The following is a 22,407-nucleotide window of genomic DNA, read 5'->3' as shown; positions in this document are numbered from 1 at the left end:
AGCTGAAAATTCAGCCTAAATCATAACTCAATAATATCAAAAATGGAATCTAAAAGCAAATTTTGCTTTAGCAAAATGTAACTCATGTTTAGACTTTTTTTGGGACATTTTCAATTTCGCTTGACATAACTTTTTAATTAAATTTGATACGTCATTTTATAACTAACGTACTAAATAAAGCTCCCAAATCTCATCAAATTTCGACAGATTAAAGGCAAAATTAGCATGCGTTTCCAAGTAACTCGAAATCTCGTCAAAATCAGACGACTGCTTGGGAAAAGTCGAGTCCTCATAAACAAGATTCGCGAGCTTACTTATATCATCAACTGCCTTATAGGCACGATATTTCATTAAAAATGTGTAAAAACTCATAGTTCCTCCATTTCCTCACAGCAAAGTCGTGCCAGTCGCATCTTGCTTAATCTTGCCTTGTTTCATCAACCCACCAAGCGCTTTCTTAAACTGCCCCTTGGAAATGGCAAAAGTCGCCTTAATCTCCTCTGGCGCTGATTTATCATAAAACGGCATATGCCCGCCTTGCTGCGCCAAATAAGTCAAAATCAGCTGACTATCCGCATCCAACATCTCATGCGCACGCGGTTTTAAGCTCAAGTTGAGCGTTTTATCAATCTCCCGATAACCAATCACGCGCACATCAAGTGCCTGTCCAAGCCGCGGCTCAGAAAAACGCTCATTTGGATGAATAAAACCCAACATGTTATTTTCTGGCAGATAAACAAAAGTACCCGACAACTTATTTCTGTAAACAATGGCGTGCAGATTCTGATTCTGCATGTTATTATAAGCCTTGTCAGCCATTTGAACAAAGGTTTCGGGATAGGCAAACTCACCCCAAATTCTGTCCTTGTTATCAACAACCAGTTTGACATAAAGCTTATCGCCTTTTTTGGGCCAAAGTTCTTTTATCTCGGGCAAAATATCAACTGACACAACAACATCCTTTTCAGGCAAATTGACATCAAGAAAAACACCCAAGTCTTTGCGAACATCAGTAACCGTTCCCCAACCATATTTGTCACGTGTCGCACTAGGCTCAGCCAAAGTCATACACTGCTTGCCCGCCTTATCCGTATAAGCAAAACCAGTCACATCATCGCCAACCGCAAACTCTCCCTCGGCTTTTGCCAATCGAAAAATATAACCGTCTTTTTGAATATAATAATTTTGCTCATTTTCATCCGTCATTTTTCCCGTGATAAATGTTGCCATTAAATCGTTCATCGTTTTCCTCTTTACAATTAGTCAATTTCTTTTATTATACCACAAAAACCAGACCTGCTTGGGACTGGTTTTAGATAAAATAAATTTTAAACTTGATTAACACCCTAAAAACAAAAAGTTACATTTAAGGCTTATTTATATTCCGTCTCAGCCACTCAGCTACTCTATCAATCTCTGGATAAATCGTTGAGGTATTGATATTTAACACTTCTAACTCTTTTTTAATCCGCTCTCTTCCATCTTTATTAATAACGAAACTAACAACTTTTTCTTCTCCATTATAGTCAATCATTAGTTGTTTTTTTCTTATCTCACTCTCATAATGTTTATCTAAACCACAGATGATAAACGCTCCCGATTGTCGAATGATCCGATTATTATCCAGCTTAGGTTGAACAAAAAAGTTAGACAACAAATCTTGCGGATCAACCTCGTTTTGATTTAACATTTTTTGTTCTGATTTATGTTTTAATTTTTTCACAACTCCATGTGCATTAAATTCCCTTTTCAATTCTGCTGTCAAAGCCTTCTCTCGCGTACATTCAATCGCGTATCTTCTAAGCCTATCTTGTTCTTCTGTTGTCATCGTTGCAAGCGATGCCAATAATTCCGCAGCATCGCTCTCGTAATTTTTGATATTATCTTTTTCCTCAAGAAAAATGAGTACCCGTGCATCTTTATCCTCAATCTTTTCATCCTGAACAGCAAACCACAAAGCAACCAAAGGACTTTTAGATATATCAAGTAACCTTGTCGGAATGTCATAATGCTGCATTTGTGTCAAATAATCAACATGATATTGACAATTATAAAAATTATCTGAACATTTTGTAATAATATTATAATAAAAATCTTTTTCAGACAAACGTTCATTTTTACTTAACTCACGAGCAATAGAAGTATCCAAAAACCATTGTCTATCGCCATGACCACGATAATAAATAACTTTATTTTCATTAGATTTTTGTTGAAGTTTTTGAATTTCCAATAGAATTTCTAATTGTTTTAAATAAGAGACAATTCCTTGAAATTCAGTACTATTTTTCTTATCAGCCTCAATAGCTAGATTTTTTCCAATTTCAATATCTATATTCTTACCAGGTTTATCTAGTTGGTCTAAAACTTTCTCAATGTCCTTTTCATCAAATTTCTTAACCTGTCTCAGTGCTTTCTTTATGTCTTCTCTATTATTCAATACCACTGGAGCGCTTGGCGTATTTTCTTGATCATTTTCCTTTTTAGACTTTAAATACTGCCCCACCTTATCTATTTCTGGATAATTACTAGCTTGATTTATATCCAACATTTCTAATTGTTTTTTTATTATTTGCTTGTTTTTCTTATTTTCTTGTTTTATTTCCTCATTCGTTTCATCTCCCTCCTTACCAACTTTAAATTCAAATGCAGGCTCAATAGCTTTATCTAATTTCTCGTCTCCATTTTCATGATATTCTTTCTTCAACCCACATACAATAAGCGCACCTGTCTGTCGTAAAATTCTATCATTATCAAGTTTTGGCTGAACAAAATAACTATCTAGCAATGTCTTTGGTTCAATTCTATCACCAAGATTGATAAACATTTTTTTACCAGCCTCATAGCCTAATTGTCTTACCACTTTATATTTATTAAATATTCTTATAACTATCTGTATTACTTGTTCTCTAATATCTTCAGCATCACTATCCTCTTGTATTATATCTTCAACTAAATCAAGAATCTTATCTTTTTCAGATTTTAAAAACGCCGGTAGTAGTAATTCACTTGGATTTTTAAAATCTATTCCCCCTACAATTTTTGCCAACACATCTGAACACTTTTCAATAATAGCTTCAGTATCTTCAATATTTTCAATGTCTCCAAGTATACCTAGCCATTTAAAAGAAAAATCATAAATTTTTTTCCTCTTTTCCTCATCCAAAGTAGCTAAGGTCGATATTAATTCAACCGAATCACTATCTATTGTTTTTATATCATTTTTTTCCTTACCAAAAGCAATAACCTCTCCTTGTTTCTCAATATTATCTTCATTATCCACCATAAAATACAAAGCAATGAGCGGATTTCTTTCAACACTTAACAATCTTGTCGGAATGTTGTAATGGTGCATTTTTGCTAAATGTTCTATATGATAATTACAGTTTTCAAAGTCCTCTGGACAATTGGCTAGCGCTTTGTAATAAAAATCTTTTTCTTTATTATTATTATTATTATCTTTTTTAACAGCATCCCAAAATGCCTCTGGTTTCAAATTATTCAAGTCACTTTTATCAGAATGCCCTCGGTAAAAGAAACTCTTATTAAGATCGTTTATCTCTATTTCCCCATCACCAGTAACATTCATCCGAAAGTCAATCACTTTCTCAATAAAATTCCATACCGTCATCCACACTACCACGCTTTCAAATTTTTAAACAAACTCATGTTTTATAACTTACTAATATGATACCGCTTACATTTGTAATTGTCAAGTAATTTTTCTAAAAAAGTGTTGATTTTTCATTAAAAATTACAATTTCATAGTTGATTTTAAATAACGAAAAATTTTAATAATTCCAATTTTTGATTATTTCCCAAAATAACGTTAAAATAGTAGGTAAGAGGTAAATCATGTTACAGTTAAAATCGAAAAACTTCAATCCTGAGATTCTCTACATCTTCGATTGTAAAAATAACGGAGAATATGCCAACCAGCACCATTGCCACGATCATTTAGAGATGTCGATTATCATTGACGGCGCTGTTGATTATGTCATTGGTGACAAGCGAACACGTATCGAAAAAGATACGATTTTGCTTTTCAACCCTGGTGTCTATCATCATGAAATCTACGATGCGGGCATGTCGGCAACACAGATTCATATCGGTTTCCGCAATTTCAGTCTGCAAGGTGTGCCACGCGATAATTTTCCGTTCAAGTCGTCAATTATTGAGCTGAACGAATTTAAGACTGATTTTTTCAATGTCTGCCAAGAAATGCTTATCGAAAAAGCCAACGGTTGTCCTGGCTATGACCTTATGTTAAAAACACTCGTTATGAAATTAATTATTTTCATTTTGCGTGACTCTGGTACCAATCAATTGGAGACAAACGCCCTCAAGCTCTCTTATGAGGAACAGGAAAAACAAGCGATTGTCACTGATATTATTGACTATTTGGAGGATCATCACACCGAGGAAGTCAGCTTGACGACATTATCGCAAACGCTCTACATCAGCTCAACCTACATCTCTCGTGTGTTCAAGGAAGAAACAGGCGAGTCGCCGATTAATTATTTGATTAAACTTAGATTAGAACGTGCTAAGAATTTGCTAGAAAATGATCGGACGATAACTGTCAAAAAAGCCGCTAATCAAGTCGGCTATAACGATGCCTATTATTTTAGTAAATTATTCAAGAAATATTATGGCGCTGCGCCGTCTGCTTATTTGAAACGATAAAAAACGCCTTGTCAAAAAGTCATCTGACAAGGCAATTTTTATTTTCTCATATAGCCTTTTTCTTCAAGCATAGCAATACTCTTTTCGAGACTAACGCCGTCTGACATATCGTCATCAAAGCCCACTGTGCCAACCAACCCTTTCACTTCATCAATGTTGACTTTCCTATAATCAACATCAACCATTTCTGTAACCGAACTCTCGCTAAAAACTAGCCAATCATAAATGCCTTCAATATTCTCATAAGGCTTGGTCACATTGTCAAACACTTCCTTTGCCTCGTCAATCGTCGTAAGACCGACAGTATCATAGGGAATGACGTTCTCAGAGGTCTGTCTGAAAACCTTGTCTCCCTTCGCATAGTAAGTCACAGCAACGTAAACGCCATCCTCATTTTTGAAGTAAGTCACTTTCTGATTTTGTGCCGAGCATTCAACAGATTTATCCACGAGACTCTCTTGTTCTGGTGTCGAAACAACTTCCTGTTCCTGTGGCGCAGATTCAAAAACTTTGTACCAACCATTCTCTTGTTCTGGCGTCGAAATCACTTCCTCTTTTTTCGGCGTAGAAGTCACTTCCTGCTCTTGTGGCGCAGATTCAAAAACTTTGTACCAGCCCTCCTCTTCTTCTGGTGTCGAAACCGCTTCCTCTTCTGGTGCAAATGTAGGAGCAACTTGGTCTACAACAGCCTCTTGTTCTGGTGTAGCAATTACTTCTTGCTCTTGTGCAAATGCTGCAACGACTTGCTCTGAAACCACTTCCTCTTCTTGTGACAAAGGCTCAACAGCTTGGTCTGAACTATTCTTTTTTTCTGATGTCACATTCATTTTGCGCTTTTTTGCGCTAAGTGTTGCAAGTAAAATCAAACTTGATACTGCAACAGTTTCTAAAAACACTTTAGTTGACTTTTTCATTAATCCACCGCCTTATCTCTATCTTTTTGTATCTTATTATAACATCTTTTGCCCTATTTTTACAACTAAAAACATTATTCCTATTTCCCAGCATTAGCTTGTGACACTTTCCGCACGCGCCCTTTTATTTTCTCAGTTTGCAAGGCTTTCAGGACTTGCTTGACCTTACCATTCAAAATCTCGACAAAAGTTGACACCTCAACGATCGCAATCACGCCAATATCTGCGCCAGAAATCCCCGAAATATTGGTAATCGCGCCACCACATCGCCTGCCCGCAACTTCGTTTTCTTGCCCGCATTGATATGCAGCTTCATGATGTCAGCTTGTGAAAACCGCACTTTTCGCCGTTTTCACAAGCATTTCACGTTTTTGTTTAGCGGTAAATGCTACCAAGCGCTTGGTAAACAGACTGGCAGTCGGTAACTTCAGCTCCCGAATCTCAGCACCATTTTCTAGTGTTGCCACTTCAATCTTAGCAAAGTCGCACCGCTGTGCTTACCAAAGAAATCGCCTTGCCAATCTTCTCAAATCGCGCTGTCCGACCAATTCGATGTGTGTAAGGCGCAACAGTATCTGGCAAATCAAAATTGTAAACCACCGCAATATCTGCCACATCAATCCCCCGCGCCGCCACATCCGTTGCCACCAAACGCTTTCCGCAAACAAAACTCCTCTTTAAAATTGATTTTATTCGAGTGTGTCTTGATATTTGAAAATCCCAATTCCTTTGCCATTTTATTACCTCTTTCTATTTTTGGAATAATAAAAAAACGACTAATTCCCTAGCCGTTTCAACTCAACTCGTTTATCCAATCTTCTTTTTCAGAGAAAACTCTCTCAATTTCGACTACTTCATCATAATTTACATAAAAGTAAATATACTTAAAATGAACTTTCTTTCTGTAATTCGTTCCAGCAACTCTAGGACTTCCTTCTGGACTCATAGAGATAATATTCACTGCTTTTAACAATTGGGTATTCTCTTAAAAAATGTTCCAATCGCTCTACATCATCTAAGGCTTCATCTGTAAAAACAACATTCTTCAAACTAAGCCCAACCTAACTTTTCTTTCAGTTCATTTACAGTATGAGTTTTCCCACCATTACGTTGACGAAATGAAAATTTTTCCATTTCCTGAAAAAATTTCACTTGTGCCTGTAAATTTTTATTTTCTCTCAATATTTCATCATATTCACTTTTAGCCAAAATCACTATTTCTTCTTCATGCGCAACAAATTTCGGATTCATCATACCAATACTGTGTTACCCTCATTATATTACTTTAACACAAACAAAACAAATCGTTTTATCTGCTCTAAACCACTTACAAAATTTATAAGCAGTTTACAACAGACAAATAAATGTCTGTCAAAGGAATTTTATCACACAAATAAAATCAAAACCTTAAGTATCAAAAAAGCCAATCACGCATCATTTGCGCCCCTTGACTTTTTCCGCCGTCAATACCTCTCGCATTTCCTTCAAAAGTCGTTTTGACTGACTGCGAATCTCTTAAAGCGTAACTAGAGGGGAAGAACGGCGATAAAATTGACCCTTCTTCATCTATTATACTCAATTCGTTAAAAATAAAGAACATTTTCAATAGCCTCACTATCGGCATAAGCCAAAATTCTCTTTTGGATTGCTTTATCATAGGTCATACTTACAGTATATCATACGTTGCGCTTTTTTATCGAATTTAGTATATTATATCTGTGGAGTAGTTTGTTTTCATACTAACTATTTTACCATGTCATCATAGAAGTTTCTTAACCCCTCCCCTATCATCTAATGAATCCGATACGTTATGATTCATCAAACGTTTTAGCAACTCCAAAACCTCTTCTTTCTTAGTTACCTTAGAGCATCTAACATCTTCAAACTCATCGAACAATTCCTTTTGTGCCTTGACTGCGATTTTTTCAGTGTCTCGTAAGCTACTCGATTTTGCTTCCACAAGCAAGAATAAGTCGTTTTTTGTCGCATAGACAAAATCTGGTGTGGTCGTTCCACCAGTATAGGTTGGTACTTGAATGACACGCCTTGGAATCTTGCCAAATACCTTGATTTCTTCATTTGGCACAATTTTAGCAATTTCACCCTCTGGGTCTTTACTGTCAACAAATACTTTTTCAAATAAATTTCTTGAATCAGGGCCTGTTTCAACAGCGATTGTTCCTAGAGACCCCTGTGCCATCTCATCAATAAATTGACCATTTTCCATTAAAATCGACGTCTTCGCTTTTAAATTTAAGGCATCATAATGATATTTAGTCGCATAAGTTGTGGCAAATTTGAACTGCCAACTCTCTACAATTTTCGCTAACGTTTTTTCGTTGATGATCTTTTTTGTATCTGCTAAATTTTTAAAACGCGCAACAAACGCATTGTGACAAACTTATTATATGGTAATTGACCAATAACCTTCACGAATAAAATTCTCACGTTCTGTTATTCTTTTTTCCAGAATTTTCGATTAGTAACCCCATTACCCTAATCTTCCCTATCCATGCCCGCTTCAAAAATAAAACAGTATGATTTTTTCAAAAAACACCTCATGGTGTGACCCATAAAGTGCCTTGAAACGTTGATATAACAACGATATTAACGTTTTGAGAATTGACTAGCTTTACGAGCTTTCTTAAGCCCAGCTTTCTTACGTTCAACCATACGAGAATCACGTGTCAGCAAACCAGCGCGTTTCAAAGAGCCGCGGAAGTCGGGGTCAACTTGGAGCAAAGCACGGGCGATACCGTGACGAATTGCACCAGCTTGACCAGCGTAACCACCACCGTGAGCATTGACGAGAACGTCATACGCACCAACAGTTTCAGTTGCACCAAATGGTTGGTTAATCACGAGACGAAGGTCTGCGTGAGGGATATATTCTTCAACATCTTTATTGTTGACTGTGATTTTACCAGTGCCGGGTACCAAACGTACACGAGCTACTGAGTTTTTACGGCGTCCAGTGCCGAGGTATTGTACTTGTGCCAATGTCTAGTCCTCCTTAGATTAATCCTGTAATGTCAAGCGGTTGTGGGTTTTGAGCTTGATGTGTATGCTCAGCGCCAACAAATACTTTAAGTTTCATGCCTTGCGCACGACCAAGCGTATTGTGTGGCAACATACCCTTGACAGAAGTTTCGATAAGACGAACTGCATTTTTATCACGCAACTCACCCGCAGTGATTGATTTCAAACCACCTGGATACATTGAGTGCTTGTAGTAAATCTTGTCAGCTGCTTTTTTACCTGTCAATTTCACTTTTTCAGCATTGATGACAATGACAAAATCGCCAGTATCAGCATGCAAAGTGTATTGAGGTTTGTTCTTGCCGCGTAGAATGCTAGCCACAACTGTTGACAAACGTCCCAAAGGAATATCTGTTGCATCAACAACGTGCCATTTGCGTTCAACTTCACCTGGCTTAGCCATGTATGTTGTTTTGTTCATGATTTCTCCAATTTTTTTACTGTGTTTACATAGGTTGCATGCAAATCGTTCCTTATCTGCACACGGTATCTTCAAGTTTCCGGGACTTAAAAATGGGGTAAACAATACCGTATAATATAATATCATATTTTCTAGCACTTTGTCAAGTATTTTTTGGTATAATAGTTTACATGAACATTGTTTTGAAAATGTCGGCTGAAAAAATTGCCCAACTCATTGACCAATTTCAAGATTGGGCACAGCCCTCAGCAAATGAATACAGCCAGTTTTTAGCCAAACCTGTTGGTGCAACCATCACAGTCTATACCTCTGGAAAAGTCGTTTTCCAAGGCGACCAAGCAGAAAATTACGCTAAGCAATTCGGCTATCAACCTGAAAAAACACCGCCACTCAAAAAACAAACCAATCTGATTGGTACAGATGAAGTCGGCAATGGCTCTTACTTTGGTGGACTTGCAGTCGTTGCAACCTATCTAGCTGAATCTGATTTGCCACTGATTAAAAAATTAGGGGTTGACGATTCCAAAAAATTAACCGACGTTAAAATTCGCCAAATTGCCCCGATTTTGATTGAAAAAATTCAACATAAAGCGCTACTTCTCTCGCCTGCCAAATATAATGAGGTTATCGAAAACGGCTATAATGCCGTATCAGTCAAAGTCGCCCTCCACAATCAAGCGATTTTTCTTCTTGAAAATGCCCTAAATATTGTACCAGATCAGATTATCATTGATGCTTTCACGACTGAGAAAAATTACACTCGGTATTTGCAAAGCGAAAAGAATCAAACAAGTGGTCAGGTCACATTAGTCCAAAAAGCTGAAAGCCAATACTACGCCGTAGCAGCTTCCTCTGTCATCGCGCGCAAGCTCTTCTTAGACCAACTCGCAAAACTGTCTGAAGAGGTCTCTATGGCGCTTCCAAGCGGGGCTGGACACCAGTCTGATGTCACAGCCTCAAAACTTATCCAAAAATATGGCGAATCAAGCCTAAACAATGTGGCAAAACGACATTTTGCCAATACCGAGAAAGCAAGGAAATTATCCAAATGAAATTCTTAAAAGAATGGGGGCCTTTCGCCCTATTTATCGCAATTATTCTCCTCCTACGTGTCTACGTTTGGCAACCTGTCCTCGTTGATGGTCACTCCATGGATCCGACTTTAGCTGACAAAGAACGCCTGATTATCGTCAAAACCGCGAAAATTCAGCGTTTCGATATTGTTGTTGCTAAGGAATATGACGAAACTGAAAAGAAAGAAAAAAACATCGTCAAGCGTGTTATCGGCATGCCTGGCGACACAATTACCTTTAACAACGATATTCTTTTAATCAATGGTAAAGCGACGCCTGAACCGTATCTTGAAGAGTATCAAAAGAAATTTGCCGAAGATCGCTTGCAAAAAACTTACACTTACAATACTTTCTTCCAAAGATTGGCACAAGATGCCAGTGCCTTTACAATTTCAGCTACTGGCGAAACAAAATTTACCGTCACTGTGCCAAAAGGTCAGTATTATCTTATGGGAGATGATCGCATTATTTCCAACGACTCAAGACGTGTCGGTACATTTGCCAAAAAAGAATTAGTTGGCGAAGCCAAATTTCGCATGTGGCCCTTTAAAAAAATCGGCGTTCTTAAATAAAAAATTAAGGTGGAAATTATGAAACTTTTAAAAGAGTGGGGACCATTCATAGGCTTTCTTATCACAATCCTTTTACTTCAGAACTGCTTTACAACAAATGTGCGCGTTTCTGGACATTCCATGGATCCGACTTTGGCTGATAGGCAAAAAATCATTGCTGTCAAAAAATCAACAATTAACCGCTTTGACATCGTAACCGCCAAAGAAATCGACCCCAAGAATGGCGAGGTCAAAAGTATCATCAAACGCGTGATTGGCTTACCGGGCGATACCGTGACGTTTGACAATGATGTTCTGACAATCAACGGCGAAACTTATGATGAAACTTACCTTGACGACTATAAAGCAAAATTTAAAAACGATAAACTCCAAGCAATTTACGCTTTTGATAAGAGTTATCAGAAAAGAGCGATTTACAGTCCTAGTTTCACATTTGATCGAACAGGACAAGTACAGTTCACAATCGAAGTACCAAAAGACGAATATCTCCTACTTGGCGACAACCGCGTGATTTCAGCTGACAGCCGAGAAGTCGGCACTTTCAAACGAGCTGATATCACTGGCGAAGCAAAATTCCGCTATTTTCCGTTCAATAAAATCGGTTTTCTTGACTAAGAAAAAGTCGTCCCCACTTAAAGGAACGACTTTTTTGTTCAATACTCCTGAATTTCCGAACGATCATGAACATTTGATTGTTTCCCATGACGTTCCTCTAACACCGCTTGAACCTCAAGAGGAGTCACGCCAGTTTCAGCCAACATCACAGCGATATGGTAAAAAATATCAGCCGTTTCATTTGCAATTTCAGCTTTATCCGCATTTTTCGCCGCAATGACAACTTCCGTCGCCTCCTCGCCAACTTTTTTGAGAATTTTGTCTAATCCCTTGTCAAAAAGATAATTTGTGTAAGAACCACTTTTCGGTTCTTTTTTACGTGCCATTGCTTGATTGTATAAATCATTTATCATGTTATTTTTCCTTTATTTGAACTTCGAGTTAATTTTCTATGGAAGTTTGCGCCTGCGGTTACTCGACGCATGGTGGTGCTTTGCGACTTCGTCACATCGCTTTTACGTATCATGTTTCCAACACATCATTAAAAAAACAGCTCCGAGCGCCTGTGTGACAGGCTGGACCGATTTGTTCAACTTCGATAAGAATGGTGTCAAAATCGCAGTCCAAACTGATTTTTTTGACATGTTGATAGTGACCAGACGTCTCGCCCTTATGCCACAATTCATCACGCGATCGCGACCAATACCACGTTTCACGTGTTTCAAGTGTCAATTTGTACGATGCCTCATTCATATAAGCCAACATCAACACTTGCCCATTTTCAACATCAGTAACAATCGCAGGAATCAAACCATCAGAACTTTTAGTAAAATCAGGCTTAACTTTTTCATTGATATATTCTGTCATTTATAACCTCACCTCAATGCCATTTTCTTGCATTTTCTGCTTGACGTCAAGAATCGCAATCTCGCCATAATGGAAAACGCTTGCCGCCAAAGCCGCAGTTACAGGCGTTTTCTCAAACACTTCGACAATATCATCTGCCGTTCCCGCACCACCACTGGCAATAACTGGCACATCAACGACACTTGCAATCGCATGATTCAATGCCAAATCAAAACCAGACTTGGTACCGTCTTTATCCATGCTCGTCAAAAGAATCTCCCCAGCACCCAGAGAAACGGCTTTCTTCGCCCATTCAACCGCATCAAGTCCCGTATCCTTGCGCCCACCATTGACATAGACATGAAAAGTCCCGTCAGCCTGTTTTTTGGCATCAATCGCAACCACGATACATTGATTGCCAAACTTCTCAGCACCCTCGCGAATAATCTCGGGATTAGCAACCGCACTCGAATTAACGCCAACCTTGTCAGCGCCCGCCTTGAGCATCTTGTTCATATCGTCAACCGTGCGAATACCGCCACCAACGGTAAACGGCACAAATACCTGCTCAGCGACCTTTTTCACAACCTCAACCATGGTATCACGCGCCTCATGTGTCGCCGTAATATCAAGGAAAACTAGCTCGTCACACCCTTGTTCATAGTAAATCCGCGCCGTCTCCGCAGGGTCGCCAACATCCGTCAGATTGACAAAGTTGACCCCCTTAACCACGCGCCCGTCCTTGACATCAAGGCACGGCACGATTCGTTTTGCTAGCATCTATTAAAACCCTTTCAGCTCATCGAGCGACACATTACCGTTGTAGTAGGCTTTGCCGACAATGGTACCAAACACCCCAATATCAGCAAGTTTCGTCAAGTCGGAAAATTGCGCAATCCCACCACTTGCGATAACCTCAGCCTTTGTCAAAGCCGCCTGCAACCGTTCATAGTGTTCAAAGTTCGGCCCCATCAACGTCCCATCACGGTCAACATCAGTATAAACAAACAACCGAACGCCAATTTTCTCCATTTCAAGCGCCAAAGTAATAAAATCAACATCAGACGTCTCAAGCCACCCCTCAGTCGCAACTAAACCTTTTTTCGCATCAATACCGACAACAATTTTATCAGCACCAAATTGCGTAATTGCGATTTTAACAAACTCAGGATTTTTAACTGCCATAGAGCCGATAATCACACGGTCAACACCTTTTGACAGATAATCAGCAATCTGCTCAATCGTGCGAATACCACCACCAACCTCGATTTTCAGCCCAGTTTTGCTAACAATCTCCTCGATAATTGGTGCAGACGTTGCTTTTCCGTCAAGCGCACCGTCCAAATCAACGACATGCAGATAGGTAATGCCTGCAGCCGCAAAAATTTCAGCCTGTTCAATTGGACTCGCATTAACCACCGTTTCTTGTGCAAAATCGCCTTTGAACAAACGCACCGCGCGCCCATTTTTTATATCAATCGCTGGTAGAATTTGCATAAACAACCTCCTTAAATTTTTCTAAGATACCAAGCCCAATGTCGCCCGATTTTTCTGGATGAAATTGTGCCCCGTAAACATTGCCACGCGAAATCATAGCCGGCACTTTCATCCCATAATCTGCTGTCACATCCAAAAAATCAAGCGCAACATCCGTGAAATACGAGTGAACAAAATACACATACTTGTCTTTTAAATCAGCCGTCAAAGCCGTTTCCTTGACCACATCCAGACTGTTCCACCCCATATGAGGCACTTTCAACTCTGCCCCCGCTGGTATCTCACGACAAACACCCGGAATCAGCCCCAGACCTTTAGTCAGCACATGCTCCTCAGACGCATCAAGCAAAAGTTGCATCCCCAGACAAATGCCAAGAAAGGCTGTGCCACTAGCAACGGTTTCCTTGATAACCCGCACCAAATCACGTTTTTCAAGCTCAGCCATAGCCGTCGGAAACGCCCCAACACCAGGCAAAATCAAACCGTCAGCCCGCCGAATCTTGTCAGCATCAGCACTCAACTCCGCAGCAACACCGATTTTCGAGAGCGCACGCAAGACATTTGCCGTGTTCCCCGCATCGTAGTCAATGACAATAATCATAGTACACCTTTCGTCGAATTTACCCCATGAATTTCAGGATTCAAAGTTACCGCCTCACGTAAAGCACGCCCAGTCGCCTTGAACAAACTTTCTGAGATATGATGATTATTTTTGCCATGCAAAATCTTCAAATGCAAATTCATCTGCACATTAAAAGCCAAGGCTTGAAAAAACTCTTCAACCAACTCCGTATCAAAATTCCCCAAAGTCGGATTGGTAAATTCAGCATCAAAAACGAGATACGACCGCCCCGACAAATCAAGACTCGCCATGCCCAAAGTCTCATCCATTGGCACAAAAGACGTCCCATAGCGATTAATGCCCGCTTTATCCCCCAGCGCCTCACGTAGCGCAATTCCTAGCGCAATACCGACATCCTCAACCGTGTGATGACTATCTACCCACAGATCGCCGTCAGCCTTGACCACAAGGCTCATACGCCCATGACTCGCAAAAAGTGTCAGCATATGGTCAAAAAAGCCGACCCCCGTCTGAATCTCCACAGGTGCTTGCGCATCCAAATTGACCGCAAGCGTAATTTTCGTCTCTGCTGTGTTGCGTGTAATTTCTGCTTTTCTCATAGCTCTCCTCTCACTTCCTTAATCATCTCAAGCGCCAACGCCAAATTCGGCTCATTAATCTGATAAGGCGCTTGCGCCCGCACGATTTCCTTGGCGTTAAAGGCAATGCCAATGCCAGCCGCCAAAATCATCGGCAAATCATTTGCGCCGTCACCAATAGCAACGGTTTGCGCCATATCAAGCCCAAGTTCAGTCGCCCATTTTTTAAGACTAGCAAGCTTGACTTCTTTGGTCACAATGCTGCCCGTCACCCGACCTGTCAGCTGACCATTTACAACTTCCAGATGATTGGCACGCACATAATCAATTCCGAGTTGCTGAGCCAAAATGGCCACCGTTTCATGAAAGCCACCCGACACAACACCAACTCGCCAACCATTATCATGCAAACTAGCCACCAACTCACGCGCACCCTCAGTAAAATGAATCTGAGTCAGCAAATCAGCAAATACCGTCTCAGGCAAGCCTTTAAGCAAAGCCACGCGCGCATTTAGCGCCTCAGCAAAATCAAGCTCGCCATTCATCGCCCGACTGGTAATCGCCGCTATCTCAGCACCACTCCCCGCAAGCTCGCCCAATAAATCAATGCCTTCCTCTCGAATCAAGGTGCTGTCCACATCCATGACCAAAAGTCCTTTTATCCTTGCCATTTTACTCCTCATAAAGTACCGTGATAACAAGTCGATTGTCAAAGTCATTGCCAGCTGCTGCTGTCTTGATGTCAATGACTTTTTTATTGGCAATAAACTGGTTGACTCTAGTTTCAATATCTTCGTCAACTTTTCCTTTTGCAAGCATCTTCTCTGACAATTTTTGCCGAGTTTTATCGTCTACAATCGTACTATTAAAAATTTTTATCTTCATTTCTTCCCCTCACTACGACTCTCAATCGCCCGAGCATGCGCCGCTAAACCTTCCGAATACGCCAAAGTCGTAATATCTTTCGTCGCTTGGATAACGGCGTCTTTATTGTAATAAGTAAACTGGCTCCGCTTAACAAAGTCGTAAACACCCAGCGCACTGTAAAAACGAGCTGTGCCAGACGTTGGCAACACGTGATTCGTCCCAGCATAGTAATCGCCAATCGGCTCAGACGTGAAATGCCCAAGGAAAATACTGCCCGCATTTTCTATCTTCGGCAGATATTCAATCGCATTATCCATAGCAATCTCCAAGTGTTCAGGCGCAACCAGATTCATCAACTCAAACATATTATCAACGCTATCTGTCAAAATCACGCGCCCATTGTCAACAATACTCGCACGCGCAATCTCCTCACGTGGCAATGTTTTCAATTGTTTATCAATTTCGACTTCAACCGCATCAGCTAATTTTTCAGAATTTGTTACTAAAATTGCCCGAGCTAATTTATCATGCTCAGCTTGACTTAATAAATCAGCCGCAACATACGCAGGTTTTGCCGAATCATCCGCAATCACACCGATTTCAGACGGTCCCGCAATCATATCAATACCAACAAGTCCGAAAACTTGCTTTTTCGCCGTTGCCACAAAAATATTGCCAGGTCCCGTGATTTTATCCACCTTAGGAATTGTCTGCGTCCCATAGGCAAGTGCCGCAATTGCTTGCGCGCCACCAACTTGGTAAATCTTATCAACACCTGAAATCTTCGCTGCAGCCAAAATTGCTGGATTAAATTTTTCCTGTGGCGGTGTCACCATGATGATTTCCTTAACGCCCGCAAGTTTCGCAGGCAAAACATTCATCAAAACACTTGACGGATAAGCCGCTGTCCCACCTGGTACATAAACTCCAACACGCGCAAGTGGTAACACAACTTGCCCACGAATTACACCCTCAGTCGGACTGTCAATAAAACCATCCTCCAGCTGATGTTTATGATAACTGATGATATTCTTTTTAGCATTCTCAAGCGCCACAAGCACCTCAGGCGTAACCTCCTCAAAAGCTTGGTCAATAGTTTCACGTGAAACCAAAAAATCAGCCACATCAATTTTATCAAACTTCGCCGAATAATCACGCAAAGCCACATCACCATTTTGTCGCACATTTTCGATAATATCGCGCACCAAAGCCTCAACATCCGTGTTTTGCGCCATCAAATCGAGCTGTTCTTGGCGCAATTCCGCAGCAATTGTCGCCAAATCACCCGTTAATCGCTTCATCAAAACTTACCTCCGTCTTTCCAACAATTTCTTCAATTTTATCAATAAAAGCCATAACCTTGTCATTATTTTTCAAACTCGCCGAATTAACAATCAACCGCGCTGAAATACGCCGAATATCTTCAATCTCAACCAAGCCATTTTCACGCAAAGTATTACCTGTCTCGACAATATCAACAATGGCATCTGTCAAACCAAGCACAGGTGCAATTTCAACACTCCCTTGAATACTGATAATCTCAACATCTTCATTCTTGGCTTGGAAAAATGCCGTTGCAACCGTCGGATACTTAGTCGCAATTTTTTTACGTTTATGGTCAAGCGGATTATAGTCAGGCACACTTGCCACCGCAAACTTACAAACACCAATATTTAAGTCCAACATTTCCAAATAAGCACCTGGATGTTCTATCAACACATCCTTACCAACCACACCAATATCCGCAATGCCATGCTCCACGTAAGTCGCCACATCAGGCGCCTTAACTAAAATAAAGCGAAAAGCACCGTCAGGGCTAGTAAAAATCAAACGCCGTTGCTTATCTGCCATAAAACGCATATCAAAGCCAGCCTGCGTCAAAATCTTGACCGTATCCTTCTCAATCCGCCCCTTAGTCAATGCAATTGTAATCATCGCTTACCTCCAGTAAAATCAACCGTATCATGAATTTCCTCATAAAGCGCATCAACATCAATCGCCCAACCAACCGCCGTCAAACGCTCAAGCCCAAAACTCAGAAACAAGTCATCATAACGACCACCAGACAAAAAAGCATAAGGAATTTTTTTGCTGAAAACCTGAAACATCACACCTGTATAGTAAGGCATCGTCGGAATCATTGCTAAATCAAGTGTCACACGTTCAAAAATAGTAGCCGTCGCCAACAATAATTTTTCAATTTCATCAAATATCGCAAGCAATTCAGCATTTTTTACAACACGCCGAGCTATTTCCAACACCAAATCACTATCGCCAAATAATCTCGGCAAATTTTGAATAAAGTCATCAAATTCACTCGGATATTTCTTTGTAAAGTCAACCAAACCAGTAATATTTTTATTCTCCGTCAAATTTGCCAACTCAGTTCGTACTTCTGCATCCTCAAATGCTGAAAAAACGAGCTTCAAAACATCCGCATGAGAAAATTCAAAAGTAAACGCTTCAATTCCCACAACCTCCAAAGATTTTTGTGCCGCCCCCAAAGCATCAAGAATTGCCTGCTCACTTTCATAACCAATCAACTCAACACCTGCTTGTGTTCGTTCATTTTGAAGCCCTTTCATATCATCAAAATAACGAAAAACTTTTCCTGAATAAGAAAATTTAACAGGTGGCTTAACCTTAGTTGAAGCTACCAAACGTGCCACAGATTGTGTCACATCAGGTCGCAAAACCAGCAAATCGCCATTTTTATCAAATAAATGATAATTATCCGTTGAGACCTTATCCTCAAAAACACCCGCATATTCAATCGTCGGTGTCTCAATTCGATTAAATTCAGCATCAATCAGAAAATCAGCAATCTCATGCTCAATTCTATAAATACTCTGCGCTCGCTTGAACAGCTTATCGTGCATACCCGAAGCCAGTTGTTTATTTTTCATATGCGCTATTTCCTCCTACAAAATTTCTTGAATCGCCATCAAAACTTCTACCATTTCAGCTTGCTTACCAATAGAAATTCGCAAATAATCAGCAATCCGCACCTTATCGCCAAAATATCGCACATAAATCTTCTTAGCTTGCAAATGCGCATAAAGTTCAGCAGCCGACACACCAACAGGTTTAGCCAACACAAAATTCGTCAAACTCGGCAAAACCTCAAAACCAAGCGCCAGCAACTCCGCACTAAACCAATCTCGAATCTCAGCAATCTCGCCATTCGTCTTCGCATAATAGGCAACATCCTCACAAGCCACAACCGCAAGTTTTTCGGCAATCATATCCACTGAATACGGATTATAAGAATTTTTTACCGCATTGATAATGCCGATTAATTTTGGACTCCCAATCCCATAACCAACACGCAAACCTGCAAGCGCTGCATCTTTTGAAAATGTTCGTGTGATAAAAATATTATCGTATTTTTCAAGCAAAGGCAATGCCGTTTCGCCACCAAAAGCAATATAAGCCTCATCAATAATCACAACAACATGCTGATTTTGCTTGACAATTTCTTCAATCTCAGCCAAAGACTTATAAATACCAGTCGGCGCATTAGGGTTGGCAATCACAATGCCACCATTTTCACGCAAATAATCAGCCGTTCTAAGCTCAAAATTCTCAGTCAAGGCTATCTCCTCAAAAGGAATCCGAAACAAGTCACACCAAACCCGATAAAACCCATAAGTCAAATCAGGAAAAATGACCTTATCCGAGCTATTGAAAAAACTTAAGAAAGCAAGTGCCAAAACGTCATCACTGCCATTTCCAACGATAATCTGCTCAGCTAAAATACCATTATTTTTCGCCAAAATTGCCCGCAAATCGCCATTATCCAAACTCGAATATTTCCGTAACTCACCCGCATCAAACGCCGCCAAAGCAGCCGCCACACGTGGACTAGGCGAAAACGCATTTTCATTCGTATTAATCTTAATCATCCGTTTTTCCTGAGGCTGAAGCCCCGGAATATACGGTGCAATCTCCCGTAAACCTTTCATAACTCAATCCTTTCATCGTCGCATTCAAACAAAAAAGAGCGCATGTGAATAACCTTCACAAGGACGCTCTCACGTGGTGCCACCTTTTTTCAATAATGCGTCGCCACATTATTCTCAGCAAGTTCAAGACTCGCTCCCTTAACGCGGGAAACGTCGCACACTACTAGGAAAACCATTCGCATACGCTCTCAAGAATGTGTAGTCATGATTTTGCACGCCTTCTCACCAACCAGACGCTCGCTTAAACGCAACCATGACATCTTTCTCTCACCGATTTTAATATATGACTATCTTACTAGAAAATTCAGATAATATCAAGTCAAAACTTGTTTTTTTTCAAAAAAATATTTTCTAAGCCAATTTTTCAATCATTATCAACATAGGCGGCGTATTAATTTGATTAACTGGCGCATATTTCATGACTTGATATGTTTTTTGCGATAAATTCTCCACAAAGTTTTCCACAGCACATTTTTCTATTTCCCCACCTTCATGACCATAATAAATCATCAAAGCAATTCGCCCGCTAACTTCAAGCATAGCAAGCATTTTCTTCAAGGCAGGAAGTGTCGTATCAGGTTTCGTGATAATCCTTTTATCCGATTTTGGCAAATAACCAAGGTTAAATATTGCCGCCTTAATCGACTTATTCACATACTTATTCACATACTTATTCACATACTTATCCACATGTTCATGCCCCTCTAAAATAAGTTGTGCACTAAGACCAGTTTCAGCTAACCGTTTTCGTGTCGCTAAAACTGCCATTTCCTGTACATCAAAAGCCAACACATTTTTCGTCAATTTTGCCAAAAACACCGTATCAAAGCCTTGCCCCATCGTCGCATCAACAACAACATCCTCAGGCACAATAACCTCAGCCAGTAACTTATGTGCCAATTCAAGCGGTTTCAACATCTCATTTTACTCCTTAATTTTGTCAATCATAAATATAAGGCAAGCAAATTATCCACAGCCAACTAAAGTAAACACTTAGCCCCTTGATAAGTATCCCGCCTAGCCAATTCCGCATCAATCGCATTCAACACTTCCCACTTCTTCAAACTCCACATCGGACCAATCAACAACTCACGTGGCGCATCGCCAGTCAAACGATGAATCGAAATCTCGCGCGGGATAATCTCCAACTGATCACAAATCACAGTAACATATTCCTCAAAAGACAGCAACCGCAAATCGCCCTGATGAAAATCCCGCTGCATCCGCGTCCCTTTCATCAAATGCAACAAATGAAGTTTAATCCCTTGAATATCCGAATCAGCAACCACCCGACGCACATTCTCCACCATCATCTCAGCCGTCTCACCAGGCAAGCCATTGATGAGATGAACACAAACCAAAATACCTCGCGCCCGCAAATTTGCCACAGCAACCAAATAAGTCTGATAATCATGCGCCCGATTAATCAAATCACTCGTTTTTTGATAAGTCGTCTGAAGCCCCAACTCAACCCAAACCGTCATCCGCTCATTCAGCTCAGCCAAATAATCAAGCACATCCTCAGCCAAACAATCCGGCCGCGTCCCAATATTAATTCCCACCACATCAGGCCTATTGACCGCTTGCTCAAACCGCTCACGCAAAACAGCCACAGGTGCATGCGTATTCGTAAAATTCTGAAAATAAGCGATATACTTCTTAACCCCAGGCCACTTCTGATGTAAAAACGCAACTTCCTTTTCAAACTGGACAGGAATCGACTCATCAGGCGCCACAATCGCATCCCCCGACCCCGAAACCGTACAAAAAGTACAACCACCATGCGCCACAGTCCCATCACGATTCGGACAATCAAACCCCGCATCAATCGGCACCTTAAAAATCTTCTCGCCAAAACTCGCCCGCAGATAATCATTCCACGTCGTATAGCGCTTACTCATTTCTGCACCCCCTTAAACCGCCACTTAAAACGCCACTCATCATAAATCGGGTAGCCGAGCAACAGCAAACTACCGCTCAACAGCCACCCACCAAGAATATCCGACGGATAATGCACCCCCAGATAAACCCTCGAAATCCCGATAAGCACGATGAAAATGGTAAGCAGCACCCGAATCAACCACTTGATGCTAGACGAGTGCAGACGTTGACATATCAGCACCATTAAACAGCCATACACCATCAAACCAGTAGCAGCATGCCCAGAAGGAAAACTAAACCCATACTCCACCACCAAATGTACCACAGACGGACGAGAGCGCCCATAAATTCCTTTCAAAATATGCACCAAAACAGGCATAACAGCAACATTCCCCACCAAAAAAATAAGCTCAGCATACCATTTTTTTATCAAAAAGAAAGCAGTAAAAACCACTAAAATAACAGGTACATAAACAAAACCAGCAAAATGAGTCACAAACTTAAAAAAGACAGTCAAAGCCTCCAACATCTCACAGCGAATAGCCCCTTGAACCTTATCATCAAAGCCACTCAAAACATGCGGATAAAATTTCACCACATAACCCAAAATCACAAATAAAATCAAGCCAAAACTAGCACCCAACTGATACATTTTTTTCTGTTTCATCATTTCATTATAACAAAAAAAGTCATCTAATGAAACATAGACAACTCTTTAACATAAGACTCCGCTTGCAAGACTCGAACTTGCGACATCATGATTAACAGTCATGCGCTACTACCAACTGAGCTAAAGCGGAATAATAAGCTTGGCACCGACCCTATCTCACAGGGGGCAACCCCCAACTACTTCCGGCGTGATGAGACTTAACTACTGTGTTCGACATGGGTACAGGTGTATCTCTCATGCTATTAGCACCAAACTTACTTGCT

Annotated in this window: 32 protein-coding genes, 1 tRNA gene and 1 rRNA gene; 4 read left to right on the top strand and 30 right to left on the bottom strand. The window is 40.5% G+C overall.

What is annotated here, in order from left to right:
* Positions 1 to 162: 162 nt before the first annotated feature.
* The 3 genes from Hs30E_RS07130 to Hs30E_RS07120 all read right to left on the bottom strand — a co-directional run bounded on the left by Hs30E_RS07130 (position 163) and on the right by Hs30E_RS07120 (position 3,628).
* Positions 163 to 372, bottom strand: a complete 210-nt coding sequence (locus Hs30E_RS07130) for a YozE family protein (protein WP_172209173.1) — start codon at positions 370 to 372, stop codon at positions 163 to 165.
* A 15-nt stretch (positions 373 to 387) separates the two neighbouring features.
* Positions 388 to 1,242, bottom strand: coding sequence for a CvfB family protein (locus Hs30E_RS07125; RefSeq protein WP_172209171.1), 855 nt, complete (start codon positions 1,240 to 1,242; stop codon positions 388 to 390).
* A gap of 124 nt (positions 1,243 to 1,366) precedes the next feature.
* The gene (locus Hs30E_RS07120; RefSeq protein ID WP_172209170.1) at positions 1,367 to 3,628 is read right to left on the bottom strand and encodes an FRG domain-containing protein; all 2,262 of its coding nucleotides are present in this window, start codon (positions 3,626 to 3,628) and stop codon (positions 1,367 to 1,369) included.
* 224 nt (positions 3,629 to 3,852) lie between these two features.
* On the opposite strand from Hs30E_RS07120, the gene Hs30E_RS07115 reads away from it, so the two are divergent.
* Positions 3,853 to 4,683, top strand: a complete 831-nt coding sequence (locus Hs30E_RS07115) for an AraC family transcriptional regulator (protein WP_172209168.1) — start codon at positions 3,853 to 3,855, stop codon at positions 4,681 to 4,683.
* Positions 4,684 to 4,721: 38 nt separating this feature from the next.
* On the opposite strand, the gene Hs30E_RS07110 is transcribed toward Hs30E_RS07115, so the two are convergent.
* From Hs30E_RS07110 to rplM, 10 genes are all read right to left on the bottom strand, one after another.
* Complete coding sequence (locus Hs30E_RS07110) at positions 4,722 to 5,597, bottom strand: YehR family lipoprotein (RefSeq protein ID WP_172209167.1); 876 nt, start codon at positions 5,595 to 5,597, stop codon at positions 4,722 to 4,724.
* An 80-nt stretch (positions 5,598 to 5,677) separates the two neighbouring features.
* Positions 5,678 to 5,812 (bottom strand): DbpA RNA binding domain-containing protein, encoded by a 135-nt coding sequence (locus Hs30E_RS07105; protein ID WP_267130237.1) that lies wholly within the window; start codon positions 5,810 to 5,812, stop codon positions 5,678 to 5,680.
* 105 nt (positions 5,813 to 5,917) lie between these two features.
* Positions 5,918 to 6,064 carry a hypothetical protein gene (locus tag Hs30E_RS07100; RefSeq protein ID WP_172209166.1) on the bottom strand — a complete coding sequence of 49 codons (147 nt, stop codon included), beginning with the start codon at positions 6,062 to 6,064 and terminating at the stop codon, positions 5,918 to 5,920.
* Positions 6,065 to 6,071: 7 nt separating this feature from the next.
* The gene (locus Hs30E_RS07095) at positions 6,072 to 6,245 is read right to left on the bottom strand and encodes a helicase-related protein (protein WP_228462015.1); all 174 of its coding nucleotides are present in this window, start codon (positions 6,243 to 6,245) and stop codon (positions 6,072 to 6,074) included.
* 145 nt (positions 6,246 to 6,390) lie between these two features.
* Complete coding sequence (locus tag Hs30E_RS07090; protein ID WP_172209165.1) at positions 6,391 to 6,570, bottom strand: hypothetical protein; 180 nt, start codon at positions 6,568 to 6,570, stop codon at positions 6,391 to 6,393.
* 77 nt (positions 6,571 to 6,647) lie between these two features.
* Positions 6,648 to 6,848: a hypothetical protein gene (locus Hs30E_RS07085; protein ID WP_172209164.1), complete on the bottom strand. Its 201-nt coding sequence runs from the start codon at positions 6,846 to 6,848 to the stop codon at positions 6,648 to 6,650.
* Positions 6,849 to 7,011: 163 nt separating this feature from the next.
* Positions 7,012 to 7,212 (bottom strand): hypothetical protein, encoded by a 201-nt coding sequence (locus Hs30E_RS07080; RefSeq protein ID WP_172209163.1) that lies wholly within the window; start codon positions 7,210 to 7,212, stop codon positions 7,012 to 7,014.
* A 144-nt stretch (positions 7,213 to 7,356) separates the two neighbouring features.
* A complete protein-coding gene (locus tag Hs30E_RS07075; protein ID WP_172209162.1) occupies positions 7,357 to 7,824 on the bottom strand; it encodes a restriction endonuclease in 468 nt (155 codons plus the stop codon).
* 380 nt (positions 7,825 to 8,204) lie between these two features.
* Entirely contained in the window at positions 8,205 to 8,597 is a 393-nt protein-coding gene (gene rpsI, locus Hs30E_RS07070) for a 30S ribosomal protein S9 (protein WP_172209161.1), read from the bottom strand.
* Positions 8,598 to 8,610: 13 nt separating this feature from the next.
* The gene (gene rplM, locus Hs30E_RS07065) at positions 8,611 to 9,057 is read right to left on the bottom strand and encodes a 50S ribosomal protein L13 (protein WP_172209160.1); all 447 of its coding nucleotides are present in this window, start codon (positions 9,055 to 9,057) and stop codon (positions 8,611 to 8,613) included.
* 170 nt (positions 9,058 to 9,227) lie between these two features.
* Here rplM and rnhC point away from each other — a divergent pair, with 170 nt between their 5' ends.
* From rnhC to lepB (Hs30E_RS07050), 3 genes are read left to right on the top strand one after another with little or no spacing between them, the layout of a single operon-like run.
* Positions 9,228 to 10,109, top strand: coding sequence for a ribonuclease HIII (rnhC, locus tag Hs30E_RS07060; protein WP_172209157.1), 882 nt, complete (start codon positions 9,228 to 9,230; stop codon positions 10,107 to 10,109).
* The gene (gene lepB / locus Hs30E_RS07055) at positions 10,106 to 10,702 is read left to right on the top strand and encodes a signal peptidase I (protein ID WP_172209155.1); all 597 of its coding nucleotides are present in this window, start codon (positions 10,106 to 10,108) and stop codon (positions 10,700 to 10,702) included. Before rnhC ends, lepB (Hs30E_RS07055) begins: the two co-directional genes overlap by 4 nt.
* 18 nt (positions 10,703 to 10,720) lie before the next feature.
* Positions 10,721 to 11,317, top strand: coding sequence for a signal peptidase I (gene lepB, locus Hs30E_RS07050; RefSeq protein ID WP_172209153.1), 597 nt, complete (start codon positions 10,721 to 10,723; stop codon positions 11,315 to 11,317).
* 38 nt (positions 11,318 to 11,355) lie between these two features.
* On the opposite strand, the gene hisE is transcribed toward lepB (Hs30E_RS07050), so the two are convergent.
* From hisE to rrf, 17 genes are all read right to left on the bottom strand, one after another.
* Entirely contained in the window at positions 11,356 to 11,670 is a 315-nt protein-coding gene (gene hisE / locus Hs30E_RS07045; protein ID WP_172209151.1) for a phosphoribosyl-ATP diphosphatase, read from the bottom strand.
* A gap of 109 nt (positions 11,671 to 11,779) precedes the next feature.
* On the bottom strand, positions 11,780 to 12,124 hold the full coding sequence (hisI, locus tag Hs30E_RS07040) for a phosphoribosyl-AMP cyclohydrolase (protein ID WP_172209149.1): 345 nt from the start codon (positions 12,122 to 12,124) through the stop codon (positions 11,780 to 11,782).
* Positions 12,125 to 12,883 carry an imidazole glycerol phosphate synthase subunit HisF gene (gene hisF, locus Hs30E_RS07035; protein WP_172209147.1) on the bottom strand — a complete coding sequence of 253 codons (759 nt, stop codon included), beginning with the start codon at positions 12,881 to 12,883 and terminating at the stop codon, positions 12,125 to 12,127.
* 3 nt (positions 12,884 to 12,886) lie between these two features.
* Positions 12,887 to 13,600 (bottom strand): 1-(5-phosphoribosyl)-5-[(5-phosphoribosylamino)methylideneamino]imidazole-4-carboxamide isomerase, encoded by a 714-nt coding sequence (gene hisA, locus Hs30E_RS07030; protein WP_172209145.1) that lies wholly within the window; start codon positions 13,598 to 13,600, stop codon positions 12,887 to 12,889.
* Positions 13,578 to 14,201, bottom strand: a complete 624-nt coding sequence (gene hisH, locus Hs30E_RS07025) for an imidazole glycerol phosphate synthase subunit HisH (RefSeq protein WP_172209143.1) — start codon at positions 14,199 to 14,201, stop codon at positions 13,578 to 13,580. Before hisH ends, hisA begins: the two co-directional genes overlap by 23 nt.
* Positions 14,198 to 14,782, bottom strand: a complete 585-nt coding sequence (hisB, locus tag Hs30E_RS07020; protein ID WP_172209141.1) for an imidazoleglycerol-phosphate dehydratase HisB — start codon at positions 14,780 to 14,782, stop codon at positions 14,198 to 14,200. Before hisB ends, hisH begins: the two co-directional genes overlap by 4 nt.
* Positions 14,779 to 15,432: a phosphoserine phosphatase SerB gene (serB, locus tag Hs30E_RS07015; RefSeq protein ID WP_172209139.1), complete on the bottom strand. Its 654-nt coding sequence runs from the start codon at positions 15,430 to 15,432 to the stop codon at positions 14,779 to 14,781. Before serB ends, hisB begins: the two co-directional genes overlap by 4 nt.
* Position 15,433: 1 nt before the next feature.
* A complete protein-coding gene (locus tag Hs30E_RS07010; RefSeq protein ID WP_172209137.1) occupies positions 15,434 to 15,646 on the bottom strand; it encodes a hypothetical protein in 213 nt (70 codons plus the stop codon).
* Positions 15,643 to 16,929 carry a histidinol dehydrogenase gene (gene hisD / locus Hs30E_RS07005; RefSeq protein WP_172209135.1) on the bottom strand — a complete coding sequence of 429 codons (1,287 nt, stop codon included), beginning with the start codon at positions 16,927 to 16,929 and terminating at the stop codon, positions 15,643 to 15,645. The genes Hs30E_RS07010 and hisD overlap by 4 nt, the downstream gene beginning before the upstream one ends.
* A complete protein-coding gene (gene hisG / locus Hs30E_RS07000; RefSeq protein WP_172209133.1) occupies positions 16,910 to 17,563 on the bottom strand; it encodes an ATP phosphoribosyltransferase in 654 nt (217 codons plus the stop codon). The genes hisD and hisG overlap by 20 nt, the downstream gene beginning before the upstream one ends.
* On the bottom strand, positions 17,560 to 18,534 hold the full coding sequence (locus tag Hs30E_RS06995) for an ATP phosphoribosyltransferase regulatory subunit (RefSeq protein WP_172209131.1): 975 nt from the start codon (positions 18,532 to 18,534) through the stop codon (positions 17,560 to 17,562). Before Hs30E_RS06995 ends, hisG begins: the two co-directional genes overlap by 4 nt.
* 15 nt (positions 18,535 to 18,549) lie before the next feature.
* Positions 18,550 to 19,593 carry a pyridoxal phosphate-dependent aminotransferase gene (locus tag Hs30E_RS06990; RefSeq protein ID WP_172209129.1) on the bottom strand — a complete coding sequence of 348 codons (1,044 nt, stop codon included), beginning with the start codon at positions 19,591 to 19,593 and terminating at the stop codon, positions 18,550 to 18,552.
* A 351-nt stretch (positions 19,594 to 19,944) separates the two neighbouring features.
* The gene (mnmM, locus tag Hs30E_RS06985) at positions 19,945 to 20,511 is read right to left on the bottom strand and encodes a tRNA 5-(aminomethyl)-2-thiouridylate-methyltransferase MnmM (protein WP_172209127.1); all 567 of its coding nucleotides are present in this window, start codon (positions 20,509 to 20,511) and stop codon (positions 19,945 to 19,947) included.
* A gap of 62 nt (positions 20,512 to 20,573) precedes the next feature.
* Positions 20,574 to 21,494 carry a tRNA modification radical SAM protein MnmL/YtqA gene (gene mnmL / locus Hs30E_RS06980; protein WP_172209125.1) on the bottom strand — a complete coding sequence of 307 codons (921 nt, stop codon included), beginning with the start codon at positions 21,492 to 21,494 and terminating at the stop codon, positions 20,574 to 20,576.
* Positions 21,491 to 22,141, bottom strand: coding sequence for a phosphatase PAP2 family protein (locus tag Hs30E_RS06975; protein WP_172209123.1), 651 nt, complete (start codon positions 22,139 to 22,141; stop codon positions 21,491 to 21,493). Before Hs30E_RS06975 ends, mnmL begins: the two co-directional genes overlap by 4 nt.
* Positions 22,142 to 22,200: 59 nt before the next feature.
* Positions 22,201 to 22,274, bottom strand: a tRNA-Asn gene (locus Hs30E_RS06970).
* 7 nt (positions 22,275 to 22,281) lie between these two features.
* Positions 22,282 to 22,397, bottom strand: a 5S ribosomal RNA gene (rrf, locus tag Hs30E_RS06965).
* Between the last annotated feature and the right edge of the window lie 10 nt (positions 22,398 to 22,407).

This window comes from Pseudolactococcus hodotermopsidis, assembly GCF_011170085.1.
GTDB classification, from domain to species: domain Bacteria; phylum Bacillota; class Bacilli; order Lactobacillales; family Streptococcaceae; genus Pseudolactococcus; species Pseudolactococcus hodotermopsidis.
This window is presented reverse-complemented; position numbering and strand designations above follow the sequence as displayed.

Excerpts from the sequence above, each read along its gene's own strand:
- Hs30E_RS07130 (WP_172209173.1), bottom strand. The coding sequence starts at position 372 with ATGAGTTTTTACACATTTTTAATGAAATATCGTGCCTATAAGGCAGTT.
- Hs30E_RS07125 (WP_172209171.1), bottom strand. The coding sequence starts at position 1,242 with ATGAACGATTTAATGGCAACATTTATCACGGGAAAAATGACGGATGAA.
- Hs30E_RS07120 (WP_172209170.1), bottom strand. The coding sequence starts at position 3,628 with ATGACGGTATGGAATTTTATTGAGAAAGTGATTGACTTTCGGATGAAT.
- Hs30E_RS07115 (WP_172209168.1), top strand. The coding sequence starts at position 3,853 with ATGTTACAGTTAAAATCGAAAAACTTCAATCCTGAGATTCTCTACATC.
- Hs30E_RS07110 (WP_172209167.1), bottom strand. The coding sequence starts at position 5,597 with ATGAAAAAGTCAACTAAAGTGTTTTTAGAAACTGTTGCAGTATCAAGT.
- Hs30E_RS07085 (WP_172209164.1), bottom strand. The coding sequence starts at position 6,848 with ATGAATCCGAAATTTGTTGCGCATGAAGAAGAAATAGTGATTTTGGCT.
- Hs30E_RS07075 (WP_172209162.1), bottom strand. The coding sequence starts at position 7,824 with ATGGAAAATGGTCAATTTATTGATGAGATGGCACAGGGGTCTCTAGGA.
- rplM (WP_172209160.1), bottom strand. The coding sequence starts at position 9,057 with ATGAACAAAACAACATACATGGCTAAGCCAGGTGAAGTTGAACGCAAA.
- rnhC (WP_172209157.1), top strand. The coding sequence starts at position 9,228 with ATGAACATTGTTTTGAAAATGTCGGCTGAAAAAATTGCCCAACTCATT.
- lepB (WP_172209155.1), top strand. The coding sequence starts at position 10,106 with ATGAAATTCTTAAAAGAATGGGGGCCTTTCGCCCTATTTATCGCAATT.
- lepB (WP_172209153.1), top strand. The coding sequence starts at position 10,721 with ATGAAACTTTTAAAAGAGTGGGGACCATTCATAGGCTTTCTTATCACA.
- hisE (WP_172209151.1), bottom strand. The coding sequence starts at position 11,670 with ATGATAAATGATTTATACAATCAAGCAATGGCACGTAAAAAAGAACCG.
- hisI (WP_172209149.1), bottom strand. The coding sequence starts at position 12,124 with ATGACAGAATATATCAATGAAAAAGTTAAGCCTGATTTTACTAAAAGT.
- hisF (WP_172209147.1), bottom strand. The coding sequence starts at position 12,883 with ATGCTAGCAAAACGAATCGTGCCGTGCCTTGATGTCAAGGACGGGCGC.
- hisA (WP_172209145.1), bottom strand. The coding sequence starts at position 13,600 with ATGCAAATTCTACCAGCGATTGATATAAAAAATGGGCGCGCGGTGCGT.
- hisH (WP_172209143.1), bottom strand. The coding sequence starts at position 14,201 with ATGATTATTGTCATTGACTACGATGCGGGGAACACGGCAAATGTCTTG.
- hisB (WP_172209141.1), bottom strand. The coding sequence starts at position 14,782 with ATGAGAAAAGCAGAAATTACACGCAACACAGCAGAGACGAAAATTACG.
- serB (WP_172209139.1), bottom strand. The coding sequence starts at position 15,432 with ATGGCAAGGATAAAAGGACTTTTGGTCATGGATGTGGACAGCACCTTG.
- Hs30E_RS07010 (WP_172209137.1), bottom strand. The coding sequence starts at position 15,646 with ATGAAGATAAAAATTTTTAATAGTACGATTGTAGACGATAAAACTCGG.
- hisD (WP_172209135.1), bottom strand. The coding sequence starts at position 16,929 with ATGAAGCGATTAACGGGTGATTTGGCGACAATTGCTGCGGAATTGCGC.
- hisG (WP_172209133.1), bottom strand. The coding sequence starts at position 17,563 with ATGATTACAATTGCATTGACTAAGGGGCGGATTGAGAAGGATACGGTC.
- Hs30E_RS06995 (WP_172209131.1), bottom strand. The coding sequence starts at position 18,534 with ATGAAAAATAAACAACTGGCTTCGGGTATGCACGATAAGCTGTTCAAG.
- Hs30E_RS06990 (WP_172209129.1), bottom strand. The coding sequence starts at position 19,593 with ATGAAAGGTTTACGGGAGATTGCACCGTATATTCCGGGGCTTCAGCCT.
- mnmM (WP_172209127.1), bottom strand. The coding sequence starts at position 20,511 with ATGTTGAAACCGCTTGAATTGGCACATAAGTTACTGGCTGAGGTTATT.
- mnmL (WP_172209125.1), bottom strand. The coding sequence starts at position 21,494 with ATGAGTAAGCGCTATACGACGTGGAATGATTATCTGCGGGCGAGTTTT.
- Hs30E_RS06975 (WP_172209123.1), bottom strand. The coding sequence starts at position 22,141 with ATGAAACAGAAAAAAATGTATCAGTTGGGTGCTAGTTTTGGCTTGATT.